At 39.1% G+C, this 20,933-nt stretch carries 16 protein-coding genes and 1 pseudogene; 13 read left to right on the top strand and 4 right to left on the bottom strand.

The annotated features are described in order from the left end of the window. Positions 1-20 precede the first annotated feature (20 nt). On the top strand, positions 21-554 hold the full coding sequence (locus VB733_RS19845; protein ID WP_323341782.1) for a hypothetical protein: 534 nt from the start codon (positions 21-23) through the stop codon (positions 552-554). On the opposite strand, the gene VB733_RS19840 is transcribed toward VB733_RS19845, so the two are convergent. Then, positions 496-1,170, bottom strand: coding sequence for a class I SAM-dependent methyltransferase (locus tag VB733_RS19840; RefSeq protein WP_323341781.1), 675 nt, complete (start codon positions 1,168-1,170; stop codon positions 496-498). The genes VB733_RS19845 and VB733_RS19840 overlap by 59 nt on opposite strands. Positions 1,171-1,319: 149 nt before the next feature. Between VB733_RS19840 and VB733_RS19835 the strand changes: the two genes are divergently transcribed. Continuing rightward, the gene (locus tag VB733_RS19835; protein ID WP_323341780.1) at positions 1,320-3,023 is read left to right on the top strand and encodes a metalloprotease; all 1,704 of its coding nucleotides are present in this window, start codon (positions 1,320-1,322) and stop codon (positions 3,021-3,023) included. A 181-nt stretch (positions 3,024-3,204) separates the two neighbouring features. Here VB733_RS19835 and VB733_RS19830 read toward each other — a convergent pair. Continuing rightward, positions 3,205-4,243: pseudogene (locus VB733_RS19830) on the bottom strand (hemerythrin domain-containing protein). Positions 4,244-4,645: 402 nt separating this feature from the next. On the opposite strand from VB733_RS19830, the gene VB733_RS19825 reads away from it, so the two are divergent. Next, positions 4,646-4,867, top strand: a complete 222-nt coding sequence (locus VB733_RS19825; RefSeq protein ID WP_323341779.1) for a DUF167 domain-containing protein — start codon at positions 4,646-4,648, stop codon at positions 4,865-4,867. Positions 4,868-4,956: 89 nt separating this feature from the next. On the opposite strand, the gene VB733_RS19820 is transcribed toward VB733_RS19825, so the two are convergent. Next, a complete protein-coding gene (locus VB733_RS19820; protein ID WP_323341778.1) occupies positions 4,957-5,568 on the bottom strand; it encodes a glutathione S-transferase family protein in 612 nt (203 codons plus the stop codon). 209 nt (positions 5,569-5,777) lie between these two features. On the opposite strand from VB733_RS19820, the gene VB733_RS19815 reads away from it, so the two are divergent. The 4 genes from VB733_RS19815 (at position 5,778) to VB733_RS19800 (ending at position 9,076) form a co-directional block, all read left to right on the top strand. Then, positions 5,778-6,473: an SOS response-associated peptidase gene (locus VB733_RS19815; RefSeq protein WP_323341777.1), complete on the top strand. Its 696-nt coding sequence runs from the start codon at positions 5,778-5,780 to the stop codon at positions 6,471-6,473. Between the two features lie 157 nt (positions 6,474-6,630). Continuing rightward, positions 6,631-7,152 (top strand): photosystem I assembly protein Ycf3, encoded by a 522-nt coding sequence (locus VB733_RS19810; protein WP_323341776.1) that lies wholly within the window; start codon positions 6,631-6,633, stop codon positions 7,150-7,152. Between the two features lie 127 nt (positions 7,153-7,279). Continuing rightward, positions 7,280-7,570 (top strand): Asp-tRNA(Asn)/Glu-tRNA(Gln) amidotransferase subunit GatC, encoded by a 291-nt coding sequence (gatC, locus tag VB733_RS19805; protein WP_096609308.1) that lies wholly within the window; start codon positions 7,280-7,282, stop codon positions 7,568-7,570. 600 nt (positions 7,571-8,170) lie between these two features. Further along, entirely contained in the window at positions 8,171-9,076 is a 906-nt protein-coding gene (locus tag VB733_RS19800) for a sugar ABC transporter permease (RefSeq protein ID WP_323341775.1), read from the top strand. A gap of 45 nt (positions 9,077-9,121) precedes the next feature. Here the strand turns inward: VB733_RS19800 and VB733_RS19795 are convergent, their stop codons facing one another. Then, positions 9,122-14,941, bottom strand: a complete 5,820-nt coding sequence (locus VB733_RS19795; protein WP_323341774.1) for a translocation/assembly module TamB domain-containing protein — start codon at positions 14,939-14,941, stop codon at positions 9,122-9,124. Positions 14,942-15,472: 531 nt separating this feature from the next. Between VB733_RS19795 and VB733_RS19790 the strand changes: the two genes are divergently transcribed. From VB733_RS19790 to VB733_RS19765, 6 genes are all read left to right on the top strand, one after another. Next, positions 15,473-15,877, top strand: a complete 405-nt coding sequence (locus VB733_RS19790; protein ID WP_323341773.1) for a DUF3110 domain-containing protein — start codon at positions 15,473-15,475, stop codon at positions 15,875-15,877. Beyond that, positions 15,874-15,999, top strand: a complete 126-nt coding sequence (locus tag VB733_RS19785) for a hypothetical protein (protein WP_323341772.1) — start codon at positions 15,874-15,876, stop codon at positions 15,997-15,999. The genes VB733_RS19790 and VB733_RS19785 overlap by 4 nt, the downstream gene beginning before the upstream one ends. 176 nt (positions 16,000-16,175) lie before the next feature. After that, the gene (murQ, locus tag VB733_RS19780; RefSeq protein ID WP_323341771.1) at positions 16,176-17,081 is read left to right on the top strand and encodes an N-acetylmuramic acid 6-phosphate etherase; all 906 of its coding nucleotides are present in this window, start codon (positions 16,176-16,178) and stop codon (positions 17,079-17,081) included. 374 nt (positions 17,082-17,455) lie between these two features. Further along, positions 17,456-17,818, top strand: coding sequence for a response regulator (locus VB733_RS19775; protein WP_323341770.1), 363 nt, complete (start codon positions 17,456-17,458; stop codon positions 17,816-17,818). Between the two features lie 124 nt (positions 17,819-17,942). Continuing rightward, positions 17,943-18,422, top strand: coding sequence for a chemotaxis protein CheW (locus VB733_RS19770; protein ID WP_323341769.1), 480 nt, complete (start codon positions 17,943-17,945; stop codon positions 18,420-18,422). 110 nt (positions 18,423-18,532) lie between these two features. Beyond that, positions 18,533-20,800, top strand: a complete 2,268-nt coding sequence (locus VB733_RS19765) for a GAF domain-containing protein (RefSeq protein ID WP_416336337.1) — start codon at positions 18,533-18,535, stop codon at positions 20,798-20,800. Positions 20,801-20,933 lie beyond the last annotated feature (133 nt).

The raw sequence follows: 20,933 nt of genomic DNA, 5'->3' as shown, positions 1-20,933 counted from the left end.
GAAATCTCGCAATTGAGTATATGCAAAACAATCGTTTATCTATTGGTTTGACTATTTTTTTGGGGATTGCGTTTACTTCCATGGGATTAATCATCGGTTGTGCTGCTGCTCGTGTTGCAGTATTGACATGTATTCGCGATGGAGCGACTCAACACCCAGAAACAGGAAACTGCCAGTTAGAAAAATCAACATTACTGACACCCTGGGCAAAAACATCAAATAAAGTCGCACTCCAGGATATCCACAAGGCGGAATCTGTAGAAATTGATGTGGAAACTTACACAGTGCAGTTGCAATTGAAAAACAACAAAGATAAATTTTCCCTCTATCAATCACCATATTCCCAGAATTCCCAGCAGTTAGCGACACTGATTAACTCTTTCCTCGCTAATACCAACACTAAATCCTTTCGCTTTCAAGAAGGTGGTGGCATTGGGGAAACCTTAGCACTATTATCTGTTTGTGGATTTGGGATAACGCTTACCTACTTCGGGCTTATGGGTTGGAAAGCTTCATGGCTAGCATCAAACCATCAGCAATCGGAACCAAACTAATACTAACCCGTTGATCTTGATATATTTTTGTATTTAATGCCCGAATTTTGCGAGTCCGATTATCTTGTGTTTCCTCTGGCTCTACGACTCTTCCCGACCATAAAACATTATCGATCGCAATTAAACCACCAGGACGTACCAACTGTAAACAATATTCGTAATAGTCATCATAACCGCTTTTATCCGCATCGATAAAGGCAAAATCAAAGCTTCCTGCTTCCCCATCGGCAATTAATTTATCCAAGGTTTCCCTCGCAGGAGCAATATATAAATCAATTTTATCGGCGACACCAGCCTCTTCCCAATAGCGACGGGCTATTTGTGTGTATTCATCACTAACATCACAAGCTACTATTTTTCCATCTTTTGGTAGTGCCAATGCCGTGACAAGGGAACTATAGCCAGTAAATACCCCTATCTCTAATGTCTTTTTTGCACCAATTAATTGCAGCAACAAACTCATAAATTGTCCTTGCTCAGGAGCAATTTGCATCATTGCCATCGGATGCTGTGCCGTTTCTTGACGTAGTTTGGTTAATATCTCTGGTTCTCTGACGGAAACAGAGAGGAGATATTCGTGCAGATTTTTTTCGAGTCCAAGGGTTTGATTTGCCATTGTGAATTAGAAGTAGGGAAAGGTTACACCCAGATACAAACAAGTTTATATCTATTTTTCATTCCCAATTTACAATGTGTAGATTACGGAATCGTGAGATTAAGTAGATATCAGGGAATACTAAGTGGAGTTAGTTATGCAATGTGACTATGCGATACTTACTTTATCCGATCACTTTCCTAATACTTTACAGGTCAATTTCTCAATATCCTCAATACAAAATAGAATCCCAAGATAATATTCCCCAGTATTTACAAGAAGTATTTGCAGTGGCGATCGCAGAATTTAATGCGATCGGTTTTCAGCAATACGGATACTTAGAGGTGACATCAATAGTCAAGAATGAAACCCCGACGTTGGAAGCATTTTTGTATAATTATTTACACGATACATATATTACTCTTGGAATTCGCTATTCAGCAGAAGTCCATCATTTATTCAAGATTGAATTTTACACGTTTTTTGATGATGAAAGTTTGCTGCTGACAACAAATAGTCAAGCCGATGGCATCCTGGATGAAACTCCTTCCCTAATTATTCGAGATGCTTACATGACAGATATTTCTACACAATGGTATCTGCACCAAAATGCTCTCAAAAAACTAGCGAATTGCAAACAAATATCTCATGTTCCACCAGGGAAGTTTACCAACGTATTACAAATGCATGGCAGGAATTATATAGATTTTCTAGTCAGAACTCAAAAATTACGCCGAATGACAACAGAGAACTCATTTAAATTTAATATAAACACTGCATGGTATTTAGCAAAAAAGATAACAAATGGGGTAATTCAAACTTCACAACTCCAGAAAAAACAGCCAAAATTAACAACCAAATTTGCAAATAATTCCGGTATCAAAATTAAGATTCCTGTAGAATTAGAAGTTGAAATATTTAAAAGGATAGAAAAGCAAAATCAGCTAATTTTTGATAATAATATTCGTGCTTTATTTCTGTTATTTAGCTTTAGTTTATTTATCATCTCGTACATACAAATACTTGAAGCACATAGTTTAGTAATTTTTGCCCTCGCCATCATGCTACATGAAGCTGGACATGTAATGGCGATGAAATTGTGTGGATATCGTGATACTTCAATCTTATTTTTACCATTTTTGGGTGCTGTTGCCACTGCGAGAGAAAAATATGATGCAACGCTTGCTCAAAGTATATTTGTGTTGTTAGCGGGACCTTTACCGGGATTAATTCTGGGTATATATTTAGGTATCACATCTGCAAGTTTTAGCAATCCAGTTTTGATTAAAGAAATAGCTAGAATATTGATTAGTTTAAATCTGATCAATTTAATGCCTATTTACCCTCTTGATGGTGGTAAAATTGTCAATTTACTAATTTTTTCTAAGTTTGCTTATAGTGATATTTTATTTAGGTTATTAGGTCTATTTATTTTAGGCTGCTGCGCTGTCATGCAACCCGTATTAATAGTATTTGTAATTTTGAATCTTCTCAATTTACCCTATAGTTTTCGACTAGCGAAAACCAGTTTAAAATTAAAAAGATTTTTGAATACGAATTATCAAACAAGTTCAGATAATGTATTATATTATATCTTTGAATATGTCAATAAATTTGCCGATGAGAAGTTATTGGCAAATGGAAAAAACTCTTTAGTGAAAAATTTATGGTTACGTTACAACGAATCTCAAAGTCAGCCAATCAAGCAATTTAGTCTAGTAATTGTCTATTGTATTAGTGTTTTTGGAGGACTAATTGGAGGATTATTGGCGTTTTCTCCTAGTCCTGCCAATTATAAATCCCGTAATGAAGCACATCGTCATCTCGAAGATAACTTACTTGTCAACAAAAATACACATACACAAGAACTTTAAAATATAAGAAATCTCGAAAAAATAAATAACAAATTAATTCTTAAAAACACCCCCAGATTTCATCACAATCTGAGGGTATATCAGGCTATGAATTCCCATTAATTACAAGCTAGAATTTACTAAACTTTAATTACTAAATCCAACTTATAATTAATGACAGAAACATCTAGATTGATTCAGCTTATTTCGCCATTTTTAGCTGTTCCTCACTCTTCGCAGCCTTAAAGTTTGTTGCCATTTGCTCACTTTGTTCAGTGGTGAAGTTGTTACGAATAGTCGCGAACATAGTCGTTTCTTCTTGACGAATATGATCACCAACTTCATCCATTACCTTTTTAATTTTGTCCTTGAATACGGGTGAGGATGGGCTGAGAGCCTTAATTTCATCTAACAATACCCGTAACTGTGCTTGCTCGTCATACAACTCTTGGGTGTTATTTTCACCATAGTAGGGACGAACGGCAGGGTATACAACTTTCTCTTCCGCAATTGAGTGTACAAGCAAGTCTTTGTAAATTTGACCAAAGTATTCTTGGATTTTTTGTGAGTCGTTGCTAGCTAAAAGTTGAGTAAACAAAGTGTTTACCTTAGCATGATCCATACGAATTAAATCCTGAATATTCATGTCACTTTTATCGCTGTTCTGAGTGGTAACACTTCCAAAAACACCGCTCAAAGCAGCCATAGCATCCTGTACTCTTCCCCAAATGCCTTGATCTGCATCTTGTCCAGTTAGTTCACGTACACCCAAGACTTCCAAAATACCTTTAAGCTGTTCTTGATGGGCACGATTTTCAAAGTTGATGGTATTCAAAGGTCCAATTGCCATCCATCATCACATCAGCACCGACTTTTTGTGCGGCTTTGTGAATGGTTAAACCAGTCATTACTTGTTGATGCTTTAGTAATTCATGCTGAAATACCTTTTCATACAAGTTTAAATCCGAACCTTGCATCAATTTTTTAACCGTCTCTACCATTTGAGTAACGGTTTGTTCTGGTTGTGATTGGACTCCATATTGCACAACTACAGTATCCAAAATGCCCATATTTTTTTGGTCATCTTCAAGCATTTTGCGTAAGCGATCGCTCACTTCAGAATCATTACTTTCGCGCAAAAATAACTGCTCGTTATTAATCAGTAATTGTTGAACGGCTTTCATGTTTGCCAGCTTCATACCAATAGCAGAGCGCTTAGTATCATCTAATGTAGCTACCATTCTTCGTTCTCCTCCGAAAAGATTTATATAATCCTCAACTTCAGGTTCGCACAGAGGTCTAAAGCATTCCATCTTACTTTTGAACGATTCGCTCACAACTTAGGGTAGAAATAAGCAGGTAAAATTATGTTGATATTTTTGATAGAGTAAAAAATATAAGTCTTTTGGCAACTAAAAACCAAAGTGAATTACAATAATTTCTCAAAAAGTTACATTTTTAACTATCTGATTAAAGTTTTTTGCCTATTATTGAGGATATTCAAAAAAACTTCAAGTTTTAATGTAATCCTCTCTTTGCTCCTGAGCGATCGCTTTTGGGGCTTTTTTTAGAATATAGTTTGAGAATATATTTAGAATATATTTAGAATATATATTATTTACTATGTATCTCAAATATCGGCTATGCAAATCCGAGTCAAAGTTAAGCCCAACTCAAAAATTCCGAGAATAATTGAGGAAGATAATAATAATCTCACGATATATCTCAAATCACCCCCAGTTGATGGAAAAGCAAACCAAGAGTTAATTCAAGTTTTAGCAAAAAAATTCAATGTTCCCAAATCTAGCATCACAATTAAATCTGGCTTATCATCACGACAGAAATTAGTAGAAATTATGGATTAGGGAAAGGGTAGACAAAGGAAAATAGACACGGGAAATATTCGCGAAATATCTATGACTTTACACAATATTGAGTCCCAATTTTCAATTCCCTAATCTTCCGTAATCGCAATATATCCAGGCTGACTTTTCACTCGTTTAATCCATGCTTCAATAGCCGGAAATTGAGTTAAATCGTAACCAGCTTCAGGTGCTACATGTGTATAGGCAAACAAACTAATATCAGCTATAGAATAACGTCCACCAACAAAAAAGCTATTTGTTATTAAATGATGCTCCATAACATGGAGTGCAGTATAACCAGATTGATGACGCTTTTCAATTTCTGCTTTCTTTGCTTCTGCTTGATTGAGAATAGTCATCCAATATCTCGGTGTCGCAATAAAAGGTTCGTGACTATACTGTTCAAAAAACAGCCACTGGAGAACTTGGGCACGTAAAAAACGGTCATAAGGAAAATATTCTGTTCCTTCACTCAAGTAAACTAAAATAGCATTTGATTCTGCCAAATATTGACCAGTTTCAATTTCTAGCACGGGAATTTTACCGTTAGGATTTTTAGATAAAAACTCTGGAGTTCTCGTCAAACCTTTACTTACATCAATTTCTATTCTTGTGAAAGGCATCCCTAACTGTGTTAACAATAGACGTATTTTATAGCAATTGCCAGAAGGTAAAAAATCGTACAAACGTAGCGTTTCCATGCCACAATATTTAGGATGAAGTTGTAATTATCAAAAGGCTGCAAAAAACAATATCTTATCAGATAAAACTACCCATATAAATAAAATTTTATATATCACCTGTCGATGGTATAAAATAGTGTGAATTTTTAACCAAAATAAATTTAAGAAAGTATTATTTTATCCTCGTGTAATAGAATAAAGATAAATCTTCATTTTGCCGCGATCGCATGTGTGGAAGATATACTCTAACCCAATCAGCAAAAGCGATTTCTGAATATTTTGGTATCCCAGATATTCCCAACTTCAAGCCACAATACAATATTGCGCCTACGCAATTAGTGTTAGCAGTTTTACATGGCTCTGATTCAGATTTAAATGTAGATAACTCAGTGTGTAACAAACGTATATTGCAACAGTTACGTTGGGGGTTAATACCCCCCTGGGCAAAAGACAAAAGTATGGGTGCAAAATTAATTAATGCTAGGTCTGAAACCGTAGCCGAAAAACCATCATTTCGGGCGGCATTCAAGCGCAGACGGTGTTTGTTAGTTACCGATGGTTTTTATGAATGGCAGCGTCAGGATGGGAAGCAGCAACCTTTTTATTTTCGCCTGCAAAATCAACAGTTGTTCGCTTTTGCTGGACTCTGGGAGCAATGGCAGTCACCAGAAGGAGAACAAATCAAATCATGTACCATCTTAACTGCGATCGCCAACGAAATGATACAACCCATTCATGAGCGAATGCCTGTAATATTGCAGCCAGAAGATTACGATTTGTGGCTTGATGTGCAAGTGCCAGACCTAAAAATGTTAAAACCTTTGTTGCAGCCATTGTCTGCTGAAAGCATGACAGCATATCCAGTCAGTGCTTTGGTAAATAATGTCCGAAATAATCATCCTGAGTGTATTATGCCTGTGTAGGAGACGCGGGGATAAAGGGGTGTCAACCATTAATCTCGAACTTTCCAACTCGATTGGGTATTCTATAATTCCTCATGTCCCCTAATTACCAATTACAGCCTAAAAGCCAAAAGTTAATCAACTCTATTTAGCCGTTAGCCGAAATTCAGAGGCAAATATGCCAAGAACTCAAAAAAACGATAATTTTATCGATAAGTCATTTACTGTCATGGCGGATATTATTTTAAAAATTCTGCCAACTAACAAAAAAGCCAAAGAAGCCTTTGTTTATTACCGGGATGGAATGTCAGCCCAGGCAGAGGGTGAGTATGCTGAAGCTTTAGAATATTACAATGAAGCCCTGCAACTCGAACAAGACTCGAACGATCGCAGTTATGTTCTGTATAATATGGGCTTGATTTACGCTAGTAATGGCGACCACGAGAAAGCCTTAGAATATTATCACCAAGCGATCGAGTTAAATCCTCGTATGCCTCAAGCCTTGAATAATATCGCTGTAATTTACCATTTCCAAGGCGAACGAGCCAAAGAAGCAGGTGATGTAGACGGTGGCGAAGCCCTATTCGATCAAGCCGCAGATTACTGGGTACGGGCAATTCGTCTTGCACCCAATAACTACATAGAAGCCCAAAACTGGCTCAAAACTACCGGGCGATCGCAAATTGACGTATTCTTTTAGTAATTTTACTGATGGTTAGTAGTTAATGGTTAGGAGTTAGTAGTTAGTAGTTAATTGTTAACAACCAACTATTAACGAATAACCAAATAACCAAATATCCGAGAACCACTACTCAATTACCCATTTTATGATTGACCGCGAACAAGTACACAAAGTCGCTTCCTTAGCGCGTTTAGAATTAACACCTGAAGAAGAAGAAAAGTTCACTATACAATTAGGTAGTATTCTTGAATACGTAGAACAACTGAATGAACTTGATGTCACCGACGTTGTCCCAACTACGAGAGCGATCGATGTTAGTAATGTAACGAGACCCGATAACCTACAGCCTTATCCAGAACGGGAAGCAATCCTTAAGGGTGCGCCAGAACAAGAAGGCGATTTCTTCAAAGTCCCGAAAATATTAAATCCAGAGTAGAAGTAGCAGGTGTCAGAGCCAGACGCAGCAAATAGAAAACCATGGCTCTCCTGAGACTCATCATTATTCTCTGAAAAAATATCAATTTCCCGTTGAGTCAGCTTACTCATTCCCTTGATTCAACAAATTTTTTGCTATCCCCACTTCGGGCAATCAGCAAAAAAGGTTTTGGAAGTAATTTTCGCCCCGCATCAATCGATGCAATATACATTTCCTCCTTGCTTCCAATAATTTAGACTATGAGAGACCATTTATAAAGTAAATATTAAGGATAAGTAGAACGGTGCAAATAAACCGTAGACGCGGAGCGGCTTCTCGCAGAGTAGTATGTAACGAAAAGTAAAACTGCCTAAAACCCTTTTCCCACCTGCCTTCTGCCTTCTGCCTTCTGCTTCCTTCCTTTTCATAACGACAATTTTTAACACCGACCTACTTAGTCGCGCAGGGAGAAACCGGGTTTCTCATCAATAAATTCAGATGATGCTCGATATTTAAATCCCAGAAACCGGGTTTCTTTGGTCTTAAGGTTTACTTTATACATAACCTCTAAACAACAATCACTAAAGGTTTGAAGAAATCCAACTAATACAATTACCAACTATGCAAAGTATTAAAAACAAAAACTGGATTAACTTCTACCAGCAAATCACACCTTATTTATTTTTATTGCCAGCATTACTTATATTAGTAATAACTGTATTTTTACCAGCTTTACAAGCGTTTTATTTAACTTTTACTCAAATTCAAGATATTAGCGGTACACAAGCACAATGGGTTGGCTTGGCTAATTTTGTTCGTCTGTGGCATGATGCCGTATTTTGGAAAACTTTGAGCAATACCCTACTTTATCTAATAATTGTTGTCCCAATTCTAGTGATTGCACCTTTAGGTTTAGCAATATTAGTCAATCAAAAACTACGCGGTATCACCTGGTTCCGCGCCGCCTACTATACACCAGTAATTATTTCCATGGTAGTGGCTGGAATCGCCTGGAACTGGTTATACGAAGAAAAAGGGTTAATTAATCAATTTCTGACGAACTTAGGCATTATTAGAGAAGGTATTCCTTGGCTAACAAATCCCAAATTTGCACTGTTTAGTGTCATGGCTGTAACAGTGTGGAAAGGTTTGGGTTACTACATGGTAATTTATCTAGCTGGCTTACAATCAATTCCTGCGGATATATACGAAGCCGCATCAATTGATGGTTCTGATGGCATTCGCAAACATTTTGATATGACATTGCCATTAATGCGACCTTATTTAGCTTTAGTTGCAGTAATTTCGGCAATTTCCGCCACGAAAGTCTTTGAAGAAGTTTATATTATGACCCAAGGTGGACCCCGAAATAGTTCTAAAACAATAGTTTATTATTTATATGAACAGGCATTTTCTAATTTAGAAATCAGCTATGCCTGTACAATTGGTTTAGTCTTATTCCTGATAATATTAACACTATCAATCTTGCGGTTGCTCCTAGAAAATTCAGAGAATTCAGTTATTTAAATAACTATAATCTCCAACTTACTTAATCAGTCGGAGATACTAAGCCTAAAACCTTCGTTCAAATTCCACAACTGCACGATTGTCATCAAATAAATTTGTTGAGGCACGCACACGAAATTCACGATTAATTCGATAATTAATACCCCATTGTACTGGGTCACTAGCAGTTAAAATTTTCAATGCAGAAGCAGAAAATCGAGGGGAAATATCAACCCCAGCTTCCGCGGCTAATTCTAAACTCGAAAAATTTCTTCCCGCTTCTGGATTTTCAGAAATCACAGTTGGAAAAATACGAAATTCACTTAAGCCTAATGTATTCCCAATTTGATTAAATGCACTTTGGAAATTATTAAATACTGCTGAACCAGCAATATTAATTAAACCCAATGTACTATCTGCACTTCTTCCTTGGGTTTCCACAAATCCACCACCAAGTAAGGCAACAATTTCGTTTTGACTACGGGTCGGATTACTGGTTAATTCCAGGTTATTATTTAGTTGACTGGCTGGACCTTCGACTCTAGCTTCGACACGAACACTTTCTAATGCTCCTACTCCTGTTGTATTGATGCGGCTAAAATCACCATTTTGAACGACATCTAAGACCTTAGCAAATAAGCGAATATTTAATTCTGGATCACGTGGTTGGCTTTTTCTAAAAATGGCTCTATGTCTGTAACCACGCGCTAATTTAAATTGTGTCGTAAATAAATTCACACCACCCGATCTCAGTCTAATTTCTCCTTCAGGAATGGGGTCTATAAATGAGCCTGTAACATTTAAATCACCTGTAGCGATAAAATTTAGAATTGGTGGGCGAGTAATTCTCACATTATTTCCCAGAGTTAACTGTAAGTTGTTAAATCGTGTGGGTGTAGTGTTTATTTCTGCTTCTGTTGGTTGATTTGATTTTAGTAAATTAGTTGAGGAATTTTCAATTTTAGTTTCGTCACTTGTAGATTCAGATAAGAATACTTGACCGTTACTTAACTTAATTTTGCCACCGAGTAATGGGTCGATCGCCGAACCAGTAATTTGTAATTTACCACTCACACCACCTTGATATAAACTCTTAAGGTTTAATGCTAATCTATCAAGATTTACTGTTAGGGGATTGTTTATTTGTAATTCATTATTGGAGATGGGAATTTCACCGAATGCGGCGACTCTTCCTTGACTAAATTTACCTTCCAGATTTTCGACAATGATGCGGTCAAAATCGAATTTTGCTTGTCCAGAAACATCAGTGAGTTTTCCAGGTAATGCTTGGGCTGAGAATATGGCTTTATTTAAGTTGGCAATTCCATTGAGAATGAGTTGATCGCTAGTTCCTTTAACTTGTAAATCAACCTCTCCTTCCCCATTTTCAAAAGTTATTTGGTTAGTGAATAGATTTAATACTGCTAACCCTTGATTTTTGATTTTCACAGCAAGATTGATTTGATTATCTTGGGGTGGTGGTGATAGGGGAGCTTGGTAGGGAATGCCTCCAGCAATGGTTACAGGGTCAGAACCAACTACATTAATATTACTATTGAAACTTAAACGTCCATTAGCGTAGTTAAAACTAGCATCGGCTGATTGTACTCCCTTGGCATTTAATGTACCTTCACTAACTTGAAAATCACCTTGTGCCTGGGGATTGATAATACTACCTGCGATCGCAGCTTGTCCACTCAAATTTCCGGTTAATCCAACTGGCAATTTAACGAAGTTACTGAGGAGTTTGACGGGGAAGTTTTGGACTCGTAATGTCCCCGATTGTTCTTCACCGCCAATACTGCCTGTAAAGGCTAATAGCCGACTCCTGGACTCGACACGTAAGGGTTGAAAGCGTAAAATCCCTTCATTAAAGTTACCCCTGGCAATAATTTTTTCAGCGACAAAATAGCGATTTGGATCGTTTTCCCGCCCCCAAATAAAGTTGAGTCCGTTGAATTTAAAGTCTGCGGCTAGTCCGGTAGCTGTAGCGGTGTCAAATGTCACCTCGCCGTCGAAACTTCCTTTTAAATCGGCTAAATCGGGTATCGGTGACGCATCACGTCGTTGCTGTTGCTGTTTTTCGGATAAGGCTCCTAATTCGGCGAACCGTTGTAGTTGGAATAATAATAGTTTGTCATCTAGGGATTCTGGAGTTTGGGGAAGTTGGATTATTTGGGCTAACTCTGCTGGATTGGGTAAGCTGGCAGGCTTGGTATTATTCAAATCAGCAGCAGTGCCGAAGTCTTTTTCCCCAATGCCCCGTCCCAAATCTCCAATTTCAAAGATTTGTAACGTTGTTAATACGTCTTGGATATTACCTTGGTTTACCGACAAAGTGCCTTGGACTTGGGGAATTTTTGAAGTTGGATTGACGCTACCAACAAAGGCATAGCGGCTATTATTTTTAATAAAATTGCTATTTTGCAGCGTTAACTTACCCTGATTGTAGTTGAAGGCAGCATCCAGACTATTTCCCTGGATACGACCAACACGAGGATTTGCGATCGCAATATTTCCATTTGCGGCTAGGGTATTCTGGTTCACCTGAAAGTTCCCGGTTAAGGAACCACCTACACCACCGCCACCAATAAAGGGGTTACTCGGTAAGCTTAAATTTAAGGCGGTGAGGGGAAAGTTATTAACCTGGGCAATAATATTTTCGCCTTGGGATTTGCCAACGGCAGTGGCATCTTTCCAGCGCACCGAAAAGTCTTGGGGGCGATTATTGGCATCTAAATTAAAGGCAATTCTATCTTGCTGACCGGCAACATCCAATTTTAAACCGCTTCCAGTTTCAGTAGTAATATTCCCCCTCATTAACGGTTCAAAGGCAAATTTATTGACCGCTAAATTTCTCAGTGCTAGCTGCCCCTGCAAATTGGGTACGGGCAAATTCCCCGTAATTTTGCCAATAAAATCAGCCCTCCCCGCTAAATCAATCCCATTTGGCAACTTCGCAGGTAAATTATTCAAATTGTAATTTTTGGCATCAACATCCAAATTTAAGCCAGTAATTACCGGGAATCCTTCACCCTTGGCATTGGCTGTAATGTATCCGCTTGCAGTCACATCTGCCGATTTGGCACTGTTAATTACCAATCTTTCGCCATTCCAACCGACATTTGCCGTTAGTGGTTGCTGAATACCCGCTAAACCCTGGGAAAAGTTAACTTGACCCGCAGCGACCAAATTTGCCAAACTCAGATTCTTCACATTCCCCGCAACTTGGAGATTTCCCCCAAATTGCCCTTGTAACTCCTTGTTAACGCGACTTAACTCCACGCCAGCAGCATTCACTAAAGCTTGATAACGTCCCTTCGCCAAGCGAATATTTGTCGCCTGGACTGTTCTCCCCGCAACATTCAACCTTCCCTGACCACTTAATTCAATATTCTCCGGCTGAAACGAATCAACTGTACCCGCAACATTAAATTCACCATTTAATCCTCCTTCTACCTGGGGAGGAACCTTCGCAAAGGGCTGTAAAGGAACATTTCTAGCTAATACCTGGGCTTGATAGCGACCCCGTTCCAGTACAATTTTCCCAGCATTAAAGCTACCACCACCAACATCCAAGCGAGCTTGACCTCGTGCCTGAATCGCTGGTAGTTGGAACGAATCAACCGTGCCGGCAACTTGAAAAGCACCCGTGACTCTTCCCTGCACCTGTTGCGGGACTTCCGCTAATGCCTGCACATTAGAATTATTAATTTGTAATTGTGCCTGATATGCACCTTGATTGAGGCGAATATTATTCACCGCCACAGTGCCACCACCCACCAACAGACGGGCATTACCTCGACCTTGAATTGTCTTCAGCGTAATATTATCCCTGCTACCGGCAATTTGAAATGTCCCAGCTAGGGGATTTTGTAATACAGGTGCAGATTCCTTCAACACGCGGGATAAGCGGACATTATTGGCAACAAATTGGGCGGCAAAATTCTGCTCATCAAACCTCAATTGTGACAGAGCCACCCGACCCCCACCAATATCAATTCCCGCATTTGCCGATTCAATCCCAGCAATTGTGAACGGGGCTGTATTGCCAGCAATGAAGAGACGACCGTTAAATTTTACACCCTTCAAATTGACATTTTCCGTCTGTTCCTCACTCACAAACTGTTCCACAGCAATACCCGAAGTATCGGCTGTGACTCGCCACTGGTCATTAGCCCAATTCCCCGCCGCTTTTACCTGACCCCCCGCAACATTTAAGGCGACATTCTGGAAAGTGACACTGCGATCGCTATTAACAATTGTTTCCCCTGTTCCTGGATAAGTTCCATTTGGAGCTTGCCATTTGACGGCGGTTTGGATGTTTCCCGATGCACCAGAGGTATCAGTCCCTGGAGTTCCCGTAATTTGGGCAGTTGCAGCAACATCTCCAATTTGAAAATTCGGAGTGGCATTATAAATTTTGGCAACCGCATCCCCTGGCACATTCTTCGCCACGACAGTAAAATTCACCTGCGGGTTATCTCCCAGACGAACTTCACCTGCCCCCGTCACATCACCACCAACAGCAGGCTTACCTTGAATCTCGGAAAAATTAATTATCCCTGCCTGGGTTAAAAACTGAAACTTTGTCGTCAAACTATTAAAATCCAGCTGATCAATCTTTGCTTTGGCGATCGCATTTACTTGACCTGACAGTACAGGTTCGTCAATATCCCCCATCACCCGTAAATCTGCGTTTAAATTTGCCACTACAGGTAAGGGTAATTTCACCTTCAGGGTTTCTTGCAGATTCGCCGCACTGACTGAATTTACTCTTGCCGCTAACTTAAAGCCAGATTCGCGATCGATTACCCCATTGCCCAGTAAAGGTACTTTTCCATAGTTACTAGTAACATTCTCCAACCTGACTTCCGTCTTCTCAAAGCCAATTTTGCCTGTACCCTGGGTAAAAGGCAGTGGCATCTTCCCAACTTGGACTTGTAAACCTGTAGCGATCGCATCTCCAAATAGTAGCGGTGCTTCTTCCCCTTTTGCCTCTACCCGCAAATCACCCTTAACTATTCCCTTCTGTAATTTTACGGGTAATTTAATTATTTTAGTAATATCAGATGCCTGTAAATCATCAACTTGTAGTTGTAAATTATCTACCTTCGTCTTGGGACGAGTTTCACCACGGATAAAAAGACTACCACCATTATTCGGCTTCCCGGCGACTTCATACTTAATCAGTTGATTATTTTCCAACAACTGAGCCACCCCATTCACTTGGGAAAAAGCAACTTGATTCGGGCATTGGGGAGTGGGGGAGGGACAAGGAGAGATATTTCCCCCTAATCCCAACCTTGCCAGGGACGAAACTAAAACCAGATTGCCATTACGAAAACGAATTTTATCCAGATCAGTTTTGAATACTCCACCCTTACCAGGTGGCTGAATTTTTGTAGTTATCCAACTTCCTTGGGAATTTTGTTCAACGTAAAGCTTGGGGTTAACGAGGGTGACATCAAGCTTTAAACGTCGCTGAAAAATTAACTGCCAAATATCAAAACTAGCATTAACAGCCTCAACAGTAGCATGAGCAGGGTCTGTATCTGTTGCCGGAATCGAGGAACTACCAAACCTTACCCCAGACAGGGAAAAATCCTTAACCGCCCCTAATTGGACTGGACGATTCAGCGTATTTGTGAGATTTTGTTGTGCCAGTGGAGCCAAATCCTTATGGATAAACTTTTGTAACCACCAAGCACCAGCAACCAATCCAATTACCAAAATTCCACCCAAAGCAATACTGCCACGGGCTAAAACCAGCAACCAAAATCTTTGATTGCGAGGGGATTGGGAATTGCCACGCGCTTCTGGCGTTAAGTTCTGTTGATTGCTATCCGAATCCGGGGGAGTTTCATGGTTAGGGGAGTTACTCATGGGATTTTACTCTAATTACTCGCCGAGTCTAGTTAACACACCAAGGACGCACTAGTACGTGAAGGCAGAAGTAAGAAGGCAGAAGGAATAAAGCTTATTTCAGAAGCTTTTTGTCATTTTAGAATGGTTGCTTCATTTCCGCCCTACTGTACTAGTTGGGATACTATGGCGCTGTGTCACATACAGAATATAACCAGGATACAAAGCTATTGGGACTTTTGGGATTAGTTAAAAGACCTATTAGTTAAGTTAGAGATAAAAATTAGGTTTATAGTTAGGTGGAATCTTGTCAATAATCTCAACTTTCCCCAGATTTTGGCATTATTCCAGTATGGGAAAAATAACTACTCAAATACTACTCAAATATAAGTTTTCCAAACCTATGTTGAGATTTTTTAGTATGCGTAGCATTTTCCAGAGTTCAGGAAAGTTCTCAAGAAGGCGGTGATTGTTGCCCAAAGATTTCTTGACGGACTACCTAAAACTTTAATATGAATAAAGTTAATTGAAAAAGGACTGGTCATTATACCAATGCGTGTCTTTGTATTACTTTTTAACGCTCGCACAGAAAATGAAGGTATCCACACAATTCGAGTCGGCGATCGCAATAAGATACTGATGTTCGAGTCTCAGGATGATGCCGAACGCTTTGCCATGATGCTGGAAGCCCAGGATTTTCCCACACCTGCTGTTGAAGCAATTGATTCCCAAGATATCGAAGAATTTTGTCAAAGTGCAGATTATGACTGGGAAATCGTCCCTCCTGACGGTTTAGTCATTCCCCCAGAAGTCAACGTCGAAGCCACCGACTGGAATCCCGACGATGATGACATCAGCAACAATACCATTACCAGTAATCCAGACGCTGAAACCGAACCACAATATTCTGACAGCGAACTTGATAGCCTTCGTCGCCGACTCGAAGGATTGTTATGAAGGAACGAGGGGATGCGGGAATGAGGGGATGCGGGAATGAGGGGACGCGGGGACGCGGGGATGCGGGGATGCGGGGATGCTGGGCGCGGGGATGCTGGGACGCGGGGATGCGGGGAAAATAAATAGTTAAACAAAATTAATTACGCAGTTATTTAACCTAAAACTCTTAATTCACCTTAGAAGCTGAGGTGTAAATATTTCTCCCCCTCTCCCCCTCTCCCCCTCTCCCCATCTCCCCATCTCCCCATCTCCCCATCTCCCCCTCTCCTTCCCCAATCACCAATACTCAGCAACCAATATGCAGGAACGCGGACACCTTTTAACCGAACAAGTAAACCCCAATAGTTTAAATCTAGACCAACTTAGCGCTTTAGAATTAGTTGAATTATTCAATGCCGAAGACCAAAAAACGATAACCGCGATCGCATCTGCCAAGCAACAGTTGGCTGAAGCAATTGAACTGACAGCAGCAGGTTTAAGACAAGGTGGACGGTTATTTTATATTGGAGCCGGAACTTCAGGACGCTTAGGTGTTCTGGATGCTGCCGAATGTCCACCAACTTTTTGCACTCCCCCAGAATTAGTCCAGGGAATTATTGCAGGTGGAGACAGCGCTCTAGTTCGTAGTTCCGAAGATATGGAAGATCGAGCCGAAGATGGTGCCACTGCAATGCAGGAACGTAATGTTGGCAAACATGACATTGTAGTTGGGATTACTGCCGGGGGAACAACACCCTATGTTCACGGTGCCCTCAAAGCAGCCAAAGAACAAGGTGCAAAAACTATTTTTATTGCCTGTGTCCCCGCAGCACAAGTTCCCGCAGATGTCGATGTTGATATTCGCTTACTGACTGGACCAGAAATCTTAGCAGGTTCTACCCGACTCAAAGCTGGCACAGTCACAAAACTTGCACTCAATATCCTCTCCACCAGTACAATGGTACGCCTGGGTAAAGTCTACGGCAACCGCATGGTTGATGTGGCAGTAACCAATAATAAATTACGCGATCGCGCTTTGCGAATCCTTCAAGACATCACAGGCTTAGGTCGGGAAGCCGCTAATTTACTCCTGGAAAATAGTGGAAAATGGGTCAAACTTGCCCTTCTAATGCATTGGACTGGTTTAGACAAACAAAAAGGCGAAGAACTCCTTTTTGCACATAACAATGACCTTCGCGCTGCCGTCGATAGTTATAAAACTTAATAATTAGTCAGTGGAGAGTTGGCAGCTGAGATTTTTATCCCAGCCCTTTGCTCCACTTTCCTAAAAATTTAAAAATTAAGAATTAAAATTATTCTTTTGAAACATCTATTTAATTATTCAATCGTTAGTGATTTTTGCTCCATACAGTTACTCTGATGTGACTAAAATTGAGCTAAATATTGAGAATGATAAATAGATTAGATATTCATCAGCAGCAATAGTTTATCTATTGAGGGTAAGTAATTTTACTGTACCTAATCAAGCCGCTATATATCAAAATTAGATTAAGGTAATAATTTGTATTTACCAAATTCTAACTATCTAATTTAAATTGTCAAATTTGAATTTTTGCTTTTTAATAACAGGTGATTCCCATGAGTACGGTTTTAGTTGTTGAAGACGGGTTAACTGATATGGAGATTATTAGTAGTTACTTACAGCAGGCAGGATTTTGTGTCATAAGTGCTAAAAGCAGTGAAGAAGCCCAAGAAAAGCTAATTAGTAATAAGCCAGATTTAATTTTTCTGGATGTTATTTTGCCAGGTAAAAGTGGCTATGAGATTTGTCGAGAACTCAAAACTAATCCTACAACTAGTGAAATACCAATCGTCTTCTGCTCGAATAAAAATACTGATGTTGATAAGATGTGGGGAACAATGTTGGGGGCTGATGCCTATATTTCTAAACCAATTGATAAGCAAGAACTAGAAGGAACTATTAAACAGTTAATTAAGTAAGCGTTAATAAGAGTAAAAATCAACAAATCTGTATTTTTAAAGTTTTGTATCAACTATTAGCTATATTAGTTAGAGCTAATTATTGAAAAATTGTAAATACTGCTAGTTCCAAGTTTGAGGAAATGTGGTGTTAGATATCAAGCAAAAATTTTTAACCTTCCAATTAGGGAGCAAAGATACAGCAGTTATTTCATTAGCAAACATTATAGAGGTTTTGCAAATATCTGCCTCTGAAATATGTGGAGTACCACAAATGCCTAGTTATATATATGGTGTATATAATTGGCGCGGTGAAATGGTGTGGCTAATTGATTTAGAAGCAATGTTAGGTTATTCTTCAAGCCGCAAAATTAGTAGTCTCATTCCCAAAATAATTACAATCATAGTGCAACATGAAGGGAAATCATTAGGATTACTAGTAAATCAACTAATGGACATTGACTATCTTGATGTTAGTCAAATCAAGCCGGCTAATACTGAGCTATTTCCCGCAGCTATTAATTCTGTATTGGCGGGTTATTTTATTGGCAAAAATGAGGAGATAATTCTTAGTTTAGATGCCCTAGCGATTCTCCAATCTCCGAACTGGAACCTTCATAATTAGCTCATTATCATCATAATCTTATTGGAGCAATAAACCCTCACTAACAGTCATTAATAATTAGCAATTAATTAACTACTCATTAACTACCAATCTAATCACAGGTGCAAAATATGGCAAGTATATATACAGAAAACCAAGAAAAAATAAATTGTATAAATGAGGAAATAAACACTAGCAATAATGGTAATAATGTAATGACGATCGCTTCCAGAAAAGAGATTACAAATTTTCATACTACCGAACAGCAATTAAAATTAACTAGACAGATGTTTGCTACTATTAAGTTAGCAATGCAAAAAACTGAGGATATCTATTCTGTAAGTGCTGTTGCAGTACAAGAAATTCGGGAAAAATTGGAATGCGATCGCGTTCTTGTTTATCAATTTAATACTAGGGAATCTGGTGTTGTTTTAGCTGAGTCTAGAATTAGTAGTTGGACTCCAGCAAAAAATGAAATATTACCTGCAATTATTTTTGGTTTAGAAACAAGTTGTGAATATCTAGAACCGACAATTATCCAAAGTAATCATGAGTCGGAAATTACCCCTTATCAATCACAACTATTAGAAAAATATCAAATTAAATCTAGTTTGAGTATACCTATTTTTTGCCAAGACAAAATTTGGGGACTATTGGTAATTCAAAGCTGTGTAGAAAACCGTCAGTGGCAAGAAGTTGAAATTAATCTCCTATCTCAAATTGCATCAGAATTAAATTATAGATTTCATACCTTTGAGTTTCAAAAACACTTACAACAACACTTACAAGAGCAGAAAACTATTGCCAAAGTAATTGATAAAATCCAGAATACATCAGATTTAAATCAGATTTTTCAAACCACAACTAAGGAAATACGTCAACTAATTCAATGCGATCGCACTATTATTTATCGTTTCCATCCCGACTGGAGTGGAGATTTTATAGCTGAGTCGGTTGGTAAAGCGTGGATGCCTCTCAAAGGAAGAGTTTTCGAGCCAGGAATGCTGCAACAAAATGGTGATTGTGAGACTTTCCAAAATCTAGCATCTTTGTCCAACAAGCAAGGTAGATACCAGCAAAAAAAGACTTTTGTTGTCAATGATGTCCAAAAAACAGGCTTTCCTCCCTGCTACATGAACTTGTTAGAGGAATTTGAAGCACAAGCATATTTGATAGTTCCCATTTTTAAAGAGAATAAACTTTGGGGATTATTGGCAACATATCAAAACAGCAATCCCCGTGAATGGGAAGATTTTGAAGTTAGTTCGATGCAACAAATTGCGGTACTTTTAGGAGTTGCCATACAACAAACAGAAACCGTTGAGAAATTGCAACAACAATCTCAGGCATTCCAAGTTCAATCTCAACAAGTTACAGCCGCAGCAGAAAGGGAAAAAGAAGCCAGAGAGTATCTGCAACAAGGTGCAATAAAACTCTTGGGAGCTGTACGTCCCGCACTTGATGGGGATTTAACAGTACGCGCACCAATCACTGAAGATGAATTGGGGACAATTGCTGATGCTTACAACAACACTCTGCAAGCACTACGTCAAATCGTTGTCCAGGTACAAGCCGCAGCTCAACAAGTAGCAGAAAAATCCCACCAAAGTAATGCTTCGCTCTCCGGACTCACAACCTTAGCCAACCAACAATCACAGGAGTTAAATGAAGCATTGGGCGAGTTTCAGCAAATGGTAAATTCAACTCAAACGGTTGTGGGTAATGTGGAGTTGGTACAAATAGCTGTCAAACAGGCAAACCAAACCGTTGAATTGGGTGACAATGCAATGGATAAAACCGTAGATGCAATTCAAGCCATCCGCGAAACTGTTGCCCAAACTGGTAAAAAAATTCAGAAATTGAGCGAATCTTCCCAAAAAATCTCCAAGGTTGTCAACCTGATTAGTAATTTTGCGACGCAAACTAACGTACTCGCACTGAATGCGGCGATTGAGGCAACCCGCGCCGGTGAATATGGTAAAGGATTTGCGGTAGTTGCCGATGAAGTTCGTTCGTTATCACGTCAATCTGCGGCGGCTACCATTGAGATTGAAAAGCTTGTCCAAGAAATTCAAGCGGAAACAGGCGAAGTTGCAATGGCGATGGATACTGGAATTAAACAGGTTGTAGAAGGTACAAAACTAGTTAGTGAAACCCGAATAAATTTGAATGCGATTGTGACTGCAACAGCCGAAATTAGTCAGTTACTTCAAAAAATTACCAACTCCACTCAAGGACAAATGCTACAATCTGTATCAGTAACATCATCAATGCATGATGTTGCTAAAATTGCTAGTAAGACAGCATCAGAAGCAAATAATATTGCGATCGTTTTCCAAGAGGTATTGGAGATGGCGCAAGAATTATTAGCTAGTGTGAGTAAGTTTAAAGTCAATTAGGAAAAAGTTAGGAGTTAGGAGTTCAATAGTTCGCATTATTTAAGGCAATTGTGAAGAAAACAGAGGAATTGATTAACCACAAATCTCCCATCTCCTAACTTTCAAATTTCCAATTATAATTCCTAACCCCTAA

The organism is Calothrix sp. UHCC 0171, assembly GCF_034931845.1.
Taxonomy (GTDB): domain Bacteria; phylum Cyanobacteriota; class Cyanobacteriia; order Cyanobacteriales; family Nostocaceae; genus Brunnivagina.
Note: the sequence above shows the minus strand (reverse complement) of the source record. Positions and strands in the feature narration are given on the sequence as shown.